The organism is Pseudomonas cannabina (genome assembly GCF_900100365.1).
Lineage (GTDB): Bacteria > Pseudomonadota > Gammaproteobacteria > Pseudomonadales > Pseudomonadaceae > Aquipseudomonas > Aquipseudomonas cannabina.
Genome location: NZ_FNKU01000001.1, coordinates 4,514,104 through 4,527,310 on the forward strand (window position 1 = coordinate 4,514,104; position 13,207 = coordinate 4,527,310).

Annotated in this window: 13 protein-coding genes; 6 read left to right on the plus strand and 7 right to left on the minus strand. The window is 59.5% G+C overall.

Annotation, left to right across the window (positions count from 1 at the left end; all coding sequences use genetic code 11):
- Nucleotides 1–124 precede the first annotated feature (124 nt).
- From BLT55_RS21410 to BLT55_RS21420, 3 genes are all read right to left on the minus strand, one after another.
- Nucleotides 125–1,549, minus strand: a complete 1,425-nt coding sequence (locus BLT55_RS21410) for an IS1182-like element ISPsy6 family transposase (RefSeq protein WP_055001182.1) — start codon at nucleotides 1,547–1,549, stop codon at nucleotides 125–127.
- A 239-nt stretch (nucleotides 1,550–1,788) separates the two neighbouring features.
- On the minus strand, nucleotides 1,789–1,992 hold the full coding sequence (locus BLT55_RS21415) for an I78 family peptidase inhibitor (protein ID WP_055001295.1): 204 nt from the start codon (nucleotides 1,990–1,992) through the stop codon (nucleotides 1,789–1,791).
- Between the two features lie 78 nt (nucleotides 1,993–2,070).
- Nucleotides 2,071–2,439: a cupin domain-containing protein gene (locus BLT55_RS21420; protein ID WP_055001267.1), complete on the minus strand. Its 369-nt coding sequence runs from the start codon at nucleotides 2,437–2,439 to the stop codon at nucleotides 2,071–2,073.
- A 232-nt stretch (nucleotides 2,440–2,671) separates the two neighbouring features.
- Here BLT55_RS21420 and BLT55_RS21425 point away from each other — a divergent pair, with 232 nt between their 5' ends.
- A complete protein-coding gene (locus BLT55_RS21425; protein WP_055001268.1) occupies nucleotides 2,672–4,165 on the plus strand; it encodes an aldehyde dehydrogenase in 1,494 nt (497 codons plus the stop codon).
- Between the two features lie 307 nt (nucleotides 4,166–4,472).
- On the plus strand, nucleotides 4,473–5,618 hold the full coding sequence (locus BLT55_RS21435) for an MFS transporter (RefSeq protein WP_007248311.1): 1,146 nt from the start codon (nucleotides 4,473–4,475) through the stop codon (nucleotides 5,616–5,618).
- On the opposite strand, the gene BLT55_RS21440 is transcribed toward BLT55_RS21435, so the two are convergent.
- Together BLT55_RS21440 and BLT55_RS21445 are read right to left on the minus strand one after the other, a co-directional pair.
- Nucleotides 5,615–7,195, minus strand: a complete 1,581-nt coding sequence (locus BLT55_RS21440) for a phospholipase D family protein (protein ID WP_055001269.1) — start codon at nucleotides 7,193–7,195, stop codon at nucleotides 5,615–5,617. The two genes, BLT55_RS21435 and BLT55_RS21440, sit on opposite strands and share 4 nt — an antisense overlap.
- A gap of 66 nt (nucleotides 7,196–7,261) precedes the next feature.
- On the minus strand, nucleotides 7,262–8,683 hold the full coding sequence (locus BLT55_RS21445; protein ID WP_055001270.1) for an aminotransferase-like domain-containing protein: 1,422 nt from the start codon (nucleotides 8,681–8,683) through the stop codon (nucleotides 7,262–7,264).
- A gap of 174 nt (nucleotides 8,684–8,857) precedes the next feature.
- Between BLT55_RS21445 and BLT55_RS21450 the strand changes: the two genes are divergently transcribed.
- The gene (locus BLT55_RS21450; RefSeq protein WP_055001271.1) at nucleotides 8,858–9,109 is read left to right on the plus strand and encodes a DUF1127 domain-containing protein; all 252 of its coding nucleotides are present in this window, start codon (nucleotides 8,858–8,860) and stop codon (nucleotides 9,107–9,109) included.
- A 4-nt stretch (nucleotides 9,110–9,113) separates the two neighbouring features.
- On the opposite strand, the gene BLT55_RS21455 is transcribed toward BLT55_RS21450, so the two are convergent.
- Nucleotides 9,114–10,427 (minus strand): NAD(P)/FAD-dependent oxidoreductase, encoded by a 1,314-nt coding sequence (locus tag BLT55_RS21455; RefSeq protein ID WP_055001272.1) that lies wholly within the window; start codon nucleotides 10,425–10,427, stop codon nucleotides 9,114–9,116.
- Nucleotides 10,428–10,532: 105 nt separating this feature from the next.
- On the opposite strand from BLT55_RS21455, the gene BLT55_RS21460 reads away from it, so the two are divergent.
- The gene (locus tag BLT55_RS21460) at nucleotides 10,533–10,886 is read left to right on the plus strand and encodes a YkgJ family cysteine cluster protein (RefSeq protein ID WP_055001273.1); all 354 of its coding nucleotides are present in this window, start codon (nucleotides 10,533–10,535) and stop codon (nucleotides 10,884–10,886) included.
- Between the two features lie 9 nt (nucleotides 10,887–10,895).
- Here the strand turns inward: BLT55_RS21460 and BLT55_RS21465 are convergent, their stop codons facing one another.
- Nucleotides 10,896–11,384, minus strand: coding sequence for an Lrp/AsnC ligand binding domain-containing protein (locus BLT55_RS21465; RefSeq protein WP_004655323.1), 489 nt, complete (start codon nucleotides 11,382–11,384; stop codon nucleotides 10,896–10,898).
- A 157-nt stretch (nucleotides 11,385–11,541) separates the two neighbouring features.
- Here BLT55_RS21465 and dadA point away from each other — a divergent pair, with 157 nt between their 5' ends.
- Entirely contained in the window at nucleotides 11,542–12,843 is a 1,302-nt protein-coding gene (dadA, locus tag BLT55_RS21470; protein ID WP_055001274.1) for a D-amino acid dehydrogenase, read from the plus strand.
- Nucleotides 12,815–13,168, plus strand: coding sequence for a RidA family protein (locus tag BLT55_RS21475; RefSeq protein WP_007248318.1), 354 nt, complete (start codon nucleotides 12,815–12,817; stop codon nucleotides 13,166–13,168). Before dadA ends, BLT55_RS21475 begins: the two co-directional genes overlap by 29 nt.
- Nucleotides 13,169–13,207 lie beyond the last annotated feature (39 nt).

The window sequence follows — 13,207 nt, forward strand, 5'->3', positions numbered from 1 at the left end:
TTGCGGGCAAAAAAAGACCTCCCGAACAGACTGTGTGAAAACACACTGATGAAGGCCCAAGCAAACGCCCCGACTTGTTCGGGGCGTTTTTTTTGTATTGGCAGCAGACGAAAAAAATGTCCGCTCAGCCCATCAAAGCCATCAGATGGCGCACACCGAGCACTTTAATCGCTCGTTTCAGGTTATAGGCATTCACCGCCAAGGCCATTTCAGCTTTTGTACCCTCCAGTTGTCGCAGCAAGAAACGGCCATTACCAAATAGCCATTGCTTGAGGTTGCCGAAGGGGTGCTCAACGATGGATCTTCGGTTGGCCATCATCTCAGGATGCGCCTGCATTCTTTGCTCCATCCGCTCGAAAGCCTCTTCATGGGCATGTCGTGAGACATAACGGCGCCGGGCTCGAGTGCATTGCGTTTTCAGCGCGCAGTTGGCGCAGTCATCGACCTCAGCCTGATAGATCCGATCACCTTTGTTGTGCTGTTTTAGCGTTAACCATTTGCCTGCCGGACACTGGAAACGATCGTGTCCGGTCTCATAGATAAAGTCTTTTCGCTCAAAGAGCTGCTCTTCCTGACTGCCAGGGTTTTTCGAACGATTGGGCGGTACATAGGCCGTAATCGAAGCATCCTCGCAGGCCTGAAACTGCTTGCCATTGGAGTAGCCGGCATCGGCAGTGACCGTCAGATCATCTTGCTGTAACTCTGCTTTGGCGGCCTTGGCCATCGGCTCCAGTTGCTTTCGGTCATCGCCATCTTGGGTGACCTCATGATGCAAAATCAGGCAATGCTCGGCGTCCACGACGGTTTGCACGTTGTAGGCCACACGTGGCCCTTTGGCCGTGCGCATCATTCGGGCATCGCTTTCATGGGTGTTGAACTGCTCGATGCCCATCGAACGCATCAGTGCCTGGCAACTCTGATTATCCTGTTGTCGAGCCTCAAGCTGTGCCAGGGCTACCTTGATTGCGCTGCGATCAATTGAATCTGTGGTTTCAGCCTTGTCGGCCTCATCCAGCTCGGCCAGATACTGAGCGATGCGCTTATCCAGTTTTTCTTCCTGGCGCTTGAGCTGCTTCAAATTCACATGACGCCGTGAGGATGCGACCGCCTGAAACTTGCTGCCGTCGATGGCCACCAACTCACCGGCGATCAAGCCTGCCGTGCGACAAAACCGAACGAAAGCACGGCAGGTCGCGATGAAGGCGGGTTTATTGTTCTTGCGAAAATCGGCGATGGTCTTGAAGTCGGGCTTGAGCCGGTTGATCAGCCACATCACTTCGATGTTGCGCTGACACTCGGCTTCAAGACGTCGCGATGAGCGAATCCGCTGAAAATAGCCGTAGAGGTAGAGTTTTAGCTGATCGGCGGGATCATAAGCAGGGCGCCCCGTGCTTTTTGGAATCGCTTTATCGAAGCCCAGTTGCACCAGATCGAGCCTGGCAACGTACAGGTCAATGACACGAACGAGGTGATCCTCGGGGATCAACTCTTCCAGCGAGACCGGGAATAGGCTGGTCTGGCTGCGGGACTCACCTTGGATGTAGGCCATAACGAAAAATGCTCTGTATCTTTCGATACGGAGCATTTTCTTTGAGCGCTGCGCAGATTGCTAGGTTTTCACACAGTCTGTTCTGGTGGGTTTTTTTGTGCCTGCAAAATCGGGCTGACCTAGAGGCTCAACCTTGGGGATTTCAGCCAAAAGCCAGAATGCAGAACGCCCGACGCAATGCGCCGGGCGTTTTCAAGTGTGAATCCTTGTAGCAAAGCGATCAGGAAAAAACTCCCGGGTCAGCCGAAAATGAAACCGGATACCAGCCCTGCCTTATCGACCTTGACATGCAGTCGCATGGGGTTCAAATCCATGGTTGTGATGTCGCCAGGGCCGATTACCTTCTGAAGACCGGTAATTTCGCTGATGTAAGCTTTGACGGTAGGTACGTAGCGGCTACCGACGAGGTATTCAAGGGATTGGGCGATTACTTCGTTAGTCATTTTCAACATCCTGTTTGAGTGAATGTCCTTCATTGGACGCACCTAAAATGACCCATACCCGCCCGAGCAAAGCGTTACTTATTTATGTGCGGCCGCTTCAAACACCACATAAATCTTGCGGCATGTTTCCAGCACCTCCCATGTGCCCTTGAAGCCTGCCGGGATCACGAATCTGTCACCCGCACGTAGCGTCTTGGCGTTGCCTTGCTCGTCGCGCAGCACGCTGACGCCTTGAACGATTTCGCAGTATTCGTGCTCGGTGTAATTCAACTGCCACTGACCGGGCTCGCCATTCCAGACGCCCGCGCTCATCTGGCCACATGGACTGTTGTAGTGGTTGTAGATGGTCTGAGCCGGATCGCCCTTGAAGACCTTTTCCGGCGCAGGACGGTAATGTTCGGCGCTGGTGCTGGCTTCGCTGAAATCGACGATGCTTGCGATACCCATGATGACCCCTTGTCTTGAACACGTTGACGATTTAACGAACAAACTAGGCAATAGTGCCTTGGCTGCGAACACCGACCGTTTAATAAAATCAACAAAAAAGCGCGAAAACAGCTATTTCTGTCAAAAATATTGGTTTTGCCTGATCGCTGGTTTAGGGTATTGACTGGCCTGAAACTCAGGATTGTGTCTGTAATCCATCATGACACGCCAACACTCAAAAGGAGGACTGCCGATGACCACCCTGACTCGCACTGACTGGGAACAACGCGCCCGGGATTTGAAGATTGAAGGCCGCGCCTTCATTCAAGGTGAGTACACCGCTGCCGCCTCCGGTGAAGCATTCGACTGCATCAGCCCGGTCGATGGCCGCCTGCTCGCCAAGGTCGCCAGTTGCGATGTTGCCGATGCCCAGCGCGCCGTGGAGAGTGCCCGCAGCACCTTCGACTCGGGCGCCTGGTCACGACTGGCTCCGGCCAAACGCAAGGCTATCATGATCCGTTTCGCGGGGCTGCTCGAGCAGAACGCTGAAGAGCTGGCCCTGCTCGAGACGCTGGATATGGGCAAGCCGATCAGCGATTCGCTCGGTGTCGACATCCCCGGCGCCGCCAGAGCCTTGAGCTGGAGCGGCGAGGCCATCGACAAGCTGTATGACGAAGTTGCCGCAACGCCCCACGACCAGCTGGGCCTGGTGACTCGCGAGCCGGTCGGCGTCGTCGCCGCCATTGTGCCGTGGAATTTCCCGCTGATGATGGCCTGCTGGAAACTTGGCCCTGCGTTATCCACAGGCAACTCGGTGATCCTCAAACCGTCGGAGAAATCTCCGCTGACCGCCGTTCGCGTTGCGCAGCTGGCCATTGAAGCCGGTATTCCGGCAGGCGTGCTCAACGTATTACCGGGCTATGGCCACACCGTCGGCAAGGCGCTGGCGTTGCACATGGACGTCGATACCCTGGTGTTCACTGGCTCAACGAAAATCGCCAAGCAATTGATGATTTACTCGGGCGAATCGAACATGAAGCGCGTCTGGCTAGAAGCCGGGGGCAAGAGCCCGAACATCGTGTTTGCCGACGCGCCGGACTTGCAGGCGGCGGCCAACTCAGCGGCCAGCGCGATTGCGTTCAACCAGGGCGAGGTGTGCACTGCGGGTTCGCGCCTGCTGGTCGAACGCTCCATCAAGGATCGCTTCCTGCCCATGGTGATCGAAGCACTGAGCACCTGGAAGCCCGGCAACCCGCTGGACCCGGCGACCAATGTCGGCGCACTGGTCGATACCCAGCAGATGGACACCGTACTGTCCTACATCGAAGCGGGTCACACCGATGGCGCCAAACTGGTCGCAGGCGGAAAGCGCATCCTGCAGGAAACGGGCGGGACTTACGTTGAGCCGACTATTTTCGACGGCGTGAACAATGCGATGAGGATCGCTCAGGAAGAAATCTTCGGCCCGGTACTTTCGGTGCTCACATTCGACAGCGCCGAAGAAGCGATCCGGATCGCCAACGACACCCAGTACGGGCTGGCCGCTGCGGTGTGGACTGCGAACATCTCCAAGGCCCACCTGACCGCCAAGGCATTGCGCGCAGGCAGCGTCTGGGTCAACCAGTACGACGGCGGCGACATGACCGCGCCGTTTGGTGGCTTCAAGCAGTCGGGTAACGGTCGCGACAAATCGCTGCATGCATTCGACAAATACACAGAGCTGAAGTCTACCTGGATCAAGTTGTAAAGCCGGAAAGCGGAACACCTGACCTCTCGTCGCCAAACTCCGCGTGGGCGTGCCGTTCTGGACGCTCTGCTTCCGCCTTCGACTGTGCGGTGCTGCGCGGATTTGTGACGCGGAGCGTCACCCAGGGCATTCCTACGCTGGAGCGTGCGGAACGAGCAGTGTACGGCTGGAACGCGCGGAACAAGCGGCGGCCGAGAAGGCTGATCGTGCCCATGCTCCGCGTGGGTATGCTTTTCTGGACGCTGTGCGTCCGCTCTTGATCGCATAGCGCCGGGTAGATTAGCAAACGAGTTGCAGGAGCTTCAAAATGCGTTGGGGTACCTATTTTGCCGTGCTGGCGTCGGTATTGGGCGTCGGTCTGGCAATGGGCGTCAGCATGCCGCTGGTTTCATTGCGTCTGGCAGGCTGGGGCTACGGTTCGTTTGCCATCGGCATCATGGCGGCGATGCCCGCCGTAGGTGTGTTGGTGGGTGCCGCACTGGCCAGTCGTCTGGCGGCGCGCTTCGGCACTGCCAATCTGATGCGTCTGTGCCTGTGGGGCGGGGCTGTGTCGGTGGGCGCGCTGGCGCTGTTGCCGTATTACGGGATCTGGCTGATCCTGCGCCTGACGCTCGGGGTGATTCTGACCATCGTCTTCGTGCTGGGTGAAAGCTGGATCAACCAGCTGGTGATCGAGCGCCTGCGCGGGCGACTGGTCGCACTGTATGGCAGCACGTATGCACTGAGCCAACTGGCGGGCCCGTTGCTGCTGGGTGTCATCGGCACACAGGCTGACTACGGATTCTGGATCGGCGTGCTACTGCTGGTCGGCTCGCCTTTTCTGCTGCTGGGAAGAACCGGCGCACCGTCGACCGAGTCTTGCAACGTCACCTTCACCGACCTGTTCGGCTTCTGTCGCGGCATGCCCGCCATCGCCTGGGCGGTGGCGCTGTTCGCAGCCTTCGAGGCGCTGATCCTGACGCTACTGCCGCTGTACTGCATACGCCACGGTTTCACACCGGAAATCGCCCTGATCATGGTCAGCGTCGTGGTGGTTGGCGATGCGTTGCTACAACTGCCGATCGGCATGCTCGCAGACCGCATATCGCGACGCGCCATGTTCACCGGCTGCGCGTCACTGCTGCTGGCGTCCAGTCTGCTGGTGCCACTGCTGATCGATACCGTTCTGATCTGGCCGCTATGGACTGTGTTTGGTGCCAGCGCCGGCGGGCTGTTCACCCTGTCGTTGATCCTCATCGGTGAGCGTTACCGCGACGACGCGCTGGTTCGCGCCAACGCACACGTCGCTCAGCTCTGGGGCATTGGCTGCCTGATCGGACCTTTAGCGGCAGGTGCGGGCAGCCAATGGGTCAGCGGAGAAGCCTTGCCGCTGCTGATGGCAGCAGGTGCGTTCGGGCTGTTAATGCTGATCAGGCGGCGCGGCGCTTTCGGAACACCGGCAGCGCCTGCTTAAAGCATCCGTTCAAGGCCGATGGCGCGACTCATCCATGCGTTGAAGCGCCGCCAAAGGTCGCCCGGCTCGGTGTGCAAGGTGTGGAGCTGGCCGTTGTCCTCGGTCACCCACACCACCTTGCCGTCTTCCAGCCGCGCCTCATACGTGAGCGATGGCGCCATGCCCTGCAAGGTCAACTCACGCAGCTCTTCGGCCAGTTGTGGGCTGTCGACCAGCACCCCGACTTCAGTGTTCCACAACACCGAGCGCGGGTCGAAATTGAATGAGCCGACGAAGACTTTCTGCCGATCAAAGATCATCGCCTTGCTGTGCAGACTGGATTCGGAACTGACCAGCGAATGGCTTTTCTTGAACAAATGCGGACCATTGCTGCGCATGGTTTCGGTATCGCCAGGCTGGCGGCGCAGCTCGAACAGCTTCACCCCGTGCTCCAGCAACGCCTTGCGATACGGCGCATAACCGCCATGCACGGCGGGCACATCGGTGGCCTCCAGCGAATTGGTCAGCAGGCTGACCTGGACACCGGCATCGGCACGCCCCGTCAGGTACAACAAACCTTCCTGGCCCGGCACGCAGTAGGCGGAGATCAGCATCAACTCCTTGCGCGTGTTCAACAACTCCGGGGCCAGCTGCGTGGTCAGCAACAGGTGCGAATCAGGCTCGCCCTGCGCCAGCACTTTGGTCGGCGCATCCCACAGCGCCTGGTTGTACGCCCAGACCAGCTCGTTGAGCCAGGTTTTCATGCGTGGCTGAGTCTTGTACGCCATCAGCCGCTCATAAAGGGCCTTGTGCTGCTGATGCGCCTGCTCCAGCGAATCGTCCAGGTTCTTGCGGGCCTGCGCCAGGTCCTGGCGGTCCGGCAGGAAATACATGAAGTCGCCGATCGGCTTGCTGAGCGTGCTATTCCAGTACTGATCGAAGCTGTGCCCCAGTTGTTCGGCGACCGGCCCGACGCTCAGCATGTCGATATCGGTGAAATTCAGGTTCGGCTCGGCATCGAAATACTCGTCACCCAGGTTGCGTCCGCCAACGATTGCGACGCTGCTGTCAGCCAGCCACAGCTTGTTGTGCATGCGCCGGTGCTGACGCGACAGGTTCATCAAGCGCCCCAGGCTGCGCGTGATGCCGGTCTGACGCCCGAGGTTCTGTGGGTTGAACAGCCGAATCTCGATGTCCGGATGCGCCGCCAGCGTGGCAATCGCCTGGTCCAGCCCGTCGCTGGTGGTGTCGTCCAGCAGGATGCGCACGCGAACGCCACGGTCAGCCGCCTTGAGCAACTCATCGATCAGCGCGCGTGTGCTCAGGCCGTCGTGGACGATGTAGTACTGCAGGTCGAGGCTGCTTTTGGCGTTGCGGATCAGTTCGGCGCGCGCCTTGAATGCATCACTGCTGTCAGGCAGCAAGCGAAAACCCGAGCGCCCCTCGTGCGGCATCGCCATGGCCTGGATCGAACGGCCAAACGCCGAGCCCGAGGGTGGCATGGCCTGGCTTGGCTCGCTGGCGATTTGCTGATGTGCGCAACCGCTGACGCACAAGGCAACCAGCAAGCAAAAGGGCAAGGCCCATGAAGTATTCAAATTGATTTCCGCGTCTGGACTCGACTTGGCGATATGACCCGCAAAACCGGGAAAGATTTGCCGGGTTCAGTCAGTTTGCGCAATCAGTGACGCAATGGTCTCGCCCACGATACGCACCGCGCTCTCGATTTCCCGCGTGGGTTTCGACGCGTAGTTCATGCGCAGGCAGTTTCGGTACTTGCCCGACGCCGAAAAAATACTGCCCACCGCGACCTGCACACCCTTGTCCAGCAAGACACGATTCAAGCGCTGGCTATCGAAATCTTCGACCAGTTCCACCCACAGCAGGAAAGCGCCTTGTGGGCGACTGGCGCGGGTGCCTTCTGGAAAGTAACGCATCACCCAGTCGATGATCTGATCGCGACTGCGCTGGTATTGCGTGCGCATTCGCCGGACGTGCGGCTCGTAATGATCGCCTTCGAGAAAATCGGCGATTGCCAGTTGCGGCTGCGGTGCCGTCGAGCCGGTGCCGATGTATTTCATGTGCAGCACCTGCTCCAGATAACGGCCCGGCGCTACCCAGCCAACCCGTAAACCGGGCGCAAGCGTCTTGGAAAACGAACTGCACAGCAGCACGCGACCGTCCTCGTCGAAGGACTTGATGGTGCGCGGGCGAGGGTAGTTGTAGGCCAGATCGCCATACACATCATCCTCGATGATCGCCACGTCAAAACGTTGCGCCAGGCTCAGCAACGCGCGCTTGCGGGCTTCCGGCATGATGTAACCCAGCGGATTGTTGCAGTTGGGCGTGAGCTGGATGACCTTGATCGGCCACTGTTCAAGGGCCAGCTCCAGCGCCTCGAGGCTGATGCCGGTCAGGGGGTCGGTCGGAATTTCCGTGGCCTTCATGCCGACGCCCTTGAGGGTCTGCATGGCGCCAAAGAAGCTCGGTGAATCCACCGCCACGATATCACCCGGCTGGCAGAGGGCGCGAATACTGGCCGATAGCGCTTCGTGGCAGCCGGTCGTGATGATCAGGTCATTGGCGGTCAGGTTGCAGCCCGAATCGAGCATCAGGCGAGCGATCTGCTCACGCAGTCGCGGCACGCCGTAGATGTTGTCGTAATACAGACCCGGCATGTCCTGATGGCGACTTAACTGCCCCAGCGCGCGCATCAGCGGTTTCAGCGTAGGGCTGGTGACGTCCGGCATGCCGCGCCCCAACTGGGTCACGGCATCGCGGGGCGCAACCCGAATCAGATCCAGCACCTGATCCCATTGCGAGATATCCACAGGCCGCTGCACCGGGCGCCCCACGGCGGGCAATGCCGGGGCTCGCTTGCTGGCGGACACGAAGTACCCCGATTTGGGTTTCGGCGAGGCCAGCCCGTTGTCTTCCAGCGCCCGATAGGCCTGCTGCACGGTACTCAGGCTGACACCATGCTCCACGCTCAAGGCGCGCACAGAAGGCAGGCGGTCGCCAGGACGGTAAAAGCCGTTTTCGATGCGCGAGCCGAGCAGCTCGGCAAGATTGACGTAGAGCGTCATGGCGTACTCTTGAGTTTTTCGGACTATAGAACCATACAGATGCAGCGAAAATATAGCATTCAGTCGAGCATTCACACTCACTGTATTGAAAATAAAAAATATTTTTGAATCTGTAATGGTTTTGCGATTCCTCTCATCATGGGCTCACACCCACCCAGGATGAGGGAACCGTAAATGAACGGGTTTAGCGATGTACGCCTAGCGCTTCACCGTCAGGAATTGAATGAATATCGGCCAGTCATGCTCAGGACGGTTCGTCCCGAGAAAGCTGACGCGCTGACGGAAATGAGTCGCTGGACGCTGTACCGTCACCGCTGGACATCGCGCCGCACGTTGCTGGATCTGACCGACGATCAACTGCGCGACATTGGTCTCGACTTCCAGCAGGCCAGAGCCGAGGCCATGAAGCCGTTCTGGAGGACGTAAGCGTTCAGCGCAGCTCCTTCAAGCGGTGCCAGAGCATGCCCAGCGCCAGTAGTGGCGAACGCAGATGCTTGCCGCCGGGGAAGGTCATGTGCGGCACGGTGGCGAACAGTTCGAAGCCATCGCTGTGTTGCCCGGCGATGGCTTCGGCCAGCAGGCGGCCGGCCAGATGCGTGGCGTTCAGGCCGTGCCCCGAGTAAGCCTGGGCGTAGAGCACGTTCGGATGCTGCTTGAGTCGGCCGATCTGCGGTAGGCGATTGGCACCGATGCCGATCATCCCGCCCCACTGATAATCGATCTTCACGCCGGCCAGTTGCGGAAATACCTCCAGCATCTTCGGCCGCATATACGCCGCGATGTCTTTCGGGTCACGGCCGGAATAATGACAGGCGCCGCCGAACAACAAGCGGCGGTCGGCGGACAACCGGTAGTAATCCACGGTCACGCGCTGGTCGCAGACCGCCATGTCCTGCGGCAGCAACTCGCTGGCCTGCGCCTCGCTCAGCGGTTCGGTCGCAATGATGTAACTGCCTGCGGGCAGCACCTTGCCGCTGATTTCCGGGTTCAGATCATTCAGGTAAGCATTGCAGCCCAGCACCAGCGTTTTTGCCGATACCGAGCCTTGCGCCGTATGCACGTTGACCTGCGGGCCGTAATCGATGCGCGTCACGGCAGAGTGCTCGAACAGCTGCACGCCCAATGACTGCGCGACAGCCGCCTCGCCCAGCGCCAGATTCAACGGATGCAGATGCCCGGAGCCCATGTCGATCAGCCCGCCAACGTAGCGTTCGGAACCCACCACACTGCGCATCTGATCGGGCGGCACCAGTTTCAGCGCATGGCGATAACCCAGGCTACGCAGCTCATCCGCATCTTCGGCCAGGCTAGTCAGGTCACGCGGTTTGTTGGCCAGATCGCAATAACCCCATTTCAGGTCGCAATCGATGCCATGCCGTTCGATACGCTGGCGGACAATTTCCACCGCTTCGATGCCCAGCAGCTTGAGCTGACGCACGCCGTCAGTGCCGATGACATTGGCGAACTGTTCGACACCATGCCCGACACCGCGAATCAACTGCCCGCCATTACGCCCGCTGGCCCCCCAACCGATCTTGCGCGCTTCCAGCAATGCGACGCTGAAGCCACGTTCGGCCAGTTCGATAGCGGTATTGAGCCCGGAGAATCCGCCGCCCACAATGCACACATCTACATTCAATTCGCCTTGCTGTGCAGGGTGATCCGGTTGCGGATGGCTGCTGGCGGCGTAATAGGAGGCGGCGTGCTGGTCGTGACGGGCTGGCTGCTGAACGCGGGCGTTCATGGATTTTTCCTGTTGGCGGCGTCTGAGTGGTCTGGAGGATAAGCCGCTGTCCTGCCGCTGCCAACTGAGGCAAACTCCCGGCATTGCGTCCGGGTGGTCTATTCAATGAGCTGCAACCGTCAGAAAGTCCTCGATTTGCGACGTCAGATTCCCTCGTTCGAGTGCGTGCCTGGCTGTCATGACTGCTGCGGCCCGGTCACCACATCGTCCGAAGAAATGTCGCGCCTGCCACGCAAGACCGCCGGCGAACAAGAAGCTGCGCTGGACGAACTCAACTGTGTGCACCTCGGCCCGCAAGGCTGCACGGTGTATGAAGAACGTCCGCTGATTTGTCGCCTGTTCGGCACCAGCGCCAGCCTGCCTTGCCCCAATGGCCGGCGTCCGGTCGAGCTGATTCATCCACGGGTCGAGAAGCAGATACACGCGTACATGGCCTCGACCCGGCAAGTGCTGGTGTAACTGCCGGCGTCAGTCGGCAATCGGCAGGTTCAAGCTCTCTTTCACCTCTTCCATCACGATATAGCTCTTCGATTCGCGCACGTGCGGCAGTTTGAGCAGGATGTCGCCCAGCAGCTTGCGGTAGGACGCCATCTCGGAAATACGCGCCTTGACCAGATAGTCGAAGTCGCCGGACACGAGATGGCACTCCAGCACATGTGGCAGCTTCAACACCGCGCGGCGAAACTCTTCGAAGGTGTCACCGGACTTGTAATCCAGGCTGATTTCCACGAACACCAGCAGGCTGGCCTTGAGGCTTTGCGGGTTCAGGCGGGCGTTATAACCCATGATGATCCCCTCGCGCTCCAGCCTGCGGACCCGTTCCGTGCAGGGTGTGGTCGAGAGACCAACCCGCTCACCGAGCTCGGTGAACGAGATGCGCCCGTCCGCCTGAAGAATGCGCAGAATGTTACGGTCGATCTTGTCCAGCTCGCGGTTTGACTGGTGTTGAGTGCGCACGGGTAAATTCCCCTCTGGCAAAGCGTTATTGGCCGTAAATAAACGCTAAATATAGACGTTTATACAGTGAGAAGCACTGCCTGTTGCTCAATATACTGCGCACATTCTTGCTTAAAACTCAGAAATATCAGCGGATATCCGCGATGAGGTCGTCGACATGCGTGTTCTGGTCCTTGGTAGTGGTGTGATCGGTACAACCAGTGCGTACTATCTGGCGCGTGCCGGCTTCCAGGTGACTGTGGTGGATCGCCAGCCTGCGGCGGGCATGGAAACCAGTTTCGCCAATGCCGGCCAGGTCTCGCCGGGCTATGCCTCGCCATGGGCCGCGCCGGGTGTTCCGCTCAAAGCCATCAAGTGGCTGTTGCAGCGTCACTCCCCGCTGGCGATCAAGGCCACAACGGATATCGATCAGTACCTGTGGATGGCGCAAATGCTGCGCAACTGCACCGCCAGCCGTTATGCCGTCAACAAAGAGCGCATGGTGCGGCTGTCCGAATACAGCCGCGACTGCCTCGACGAGCTGCGCATCGAAACCGGCATCGCCTACGAAGGCCGCAGCCTGGGCACCACTCAGCTGTTCCGCACCCAGGCGCAACTGGACAATGCCGCCAAGGACATTGCCGTGCTGGAGCAATCGGGCGTCCCCTACCAATTGCTGGATCGCGCAGGCATCGCCCGGGTCGAACCCGCACTGGCCGGTGTCACCGGCATCCTCAGCGGCGCACTGCGCCTGCCCAATGACCAGACCGGCGACTGCCAGCTGTTCACCACCAGGCTGGCCGAGATGGCAATCGCACTGGGCGTCGAATTCCGTTACGGGCAGAACATCGAGCGCCTCGACCACGACGGCGACCTCATCAATGGCGTGTGGATCGATGGCAAGCTGGAAACAGCCGACCGCTACGTGCTGGCGCTCGGCAGTTACTCGCCGCAGCTGCTCAAGCCGCTGGGTATCAAGGCCCCGGTGTACCCGCTCAAGGGCTACTCGCTGACCGTGCCGATCACCAACCCTGACATGGCACCGACGTCGACCATTCTCGATGAAACCTACAAGGTCGCCATCACCCGTTTCGACAACCGTATTCGGGTCGGCGGCATGGCGGAAATCGCCGGTTTCGATTTGTCGCTCAACCCGCGTCGACGCGAAACACTGGAGATGATCGTCGGTGACCTCTATCCTCAGGGCGGCGACCTGGCTCAGGCCAGTTTCTGGACCGGGTTGCGTCCGACCACGCCCGACGGCACGCCGATCGTAGGTGCAACACCGTTCCGCAACCTGTTCCTGAATACCGGTCATGGCACGCTGGGCTGGACGATGGCGTGCGGTTCCGGCCGTCTGCTGGCAGACCTGATTGCCTGCAAGACGCCTCGAATAAGTGCCGAAGGTCTTGATATCTCTCGCTATGGCAACACCCAGGAGAATGCAAAGCATGTCAATCCAGCGCCAGCTCACCAATGAGCGCATGAGTCAGGTTGTTGTCCATAATGGCACCGTTTATCTGTCGGGCCAGGTCGGCGATGACCTGACTGCGGGTGTCGAGCAGCAGACCAAAGAGATCCTCAACAGCATCGAGCGGCTGCTCGACCTGGCCGGCACCGACAAGACGCGCATTCTGTCGGTCACCATTTACCTGAAAGACATCGACGCCCACTTCGCCGGCATGAACAGCGTGTGGGACAAATGGCTGCCAAAAGGCTTTGCACCGGCGCGGGCGACAGTCGAGGCCAAGCTGTGCGAGCCGGAAATTCTGGTCGAACTGTCGGTGGTGGCTGCACTGCCGTAACGCGTCACACGTGCCCGGCGACCTGTTCACGGCGTCGGG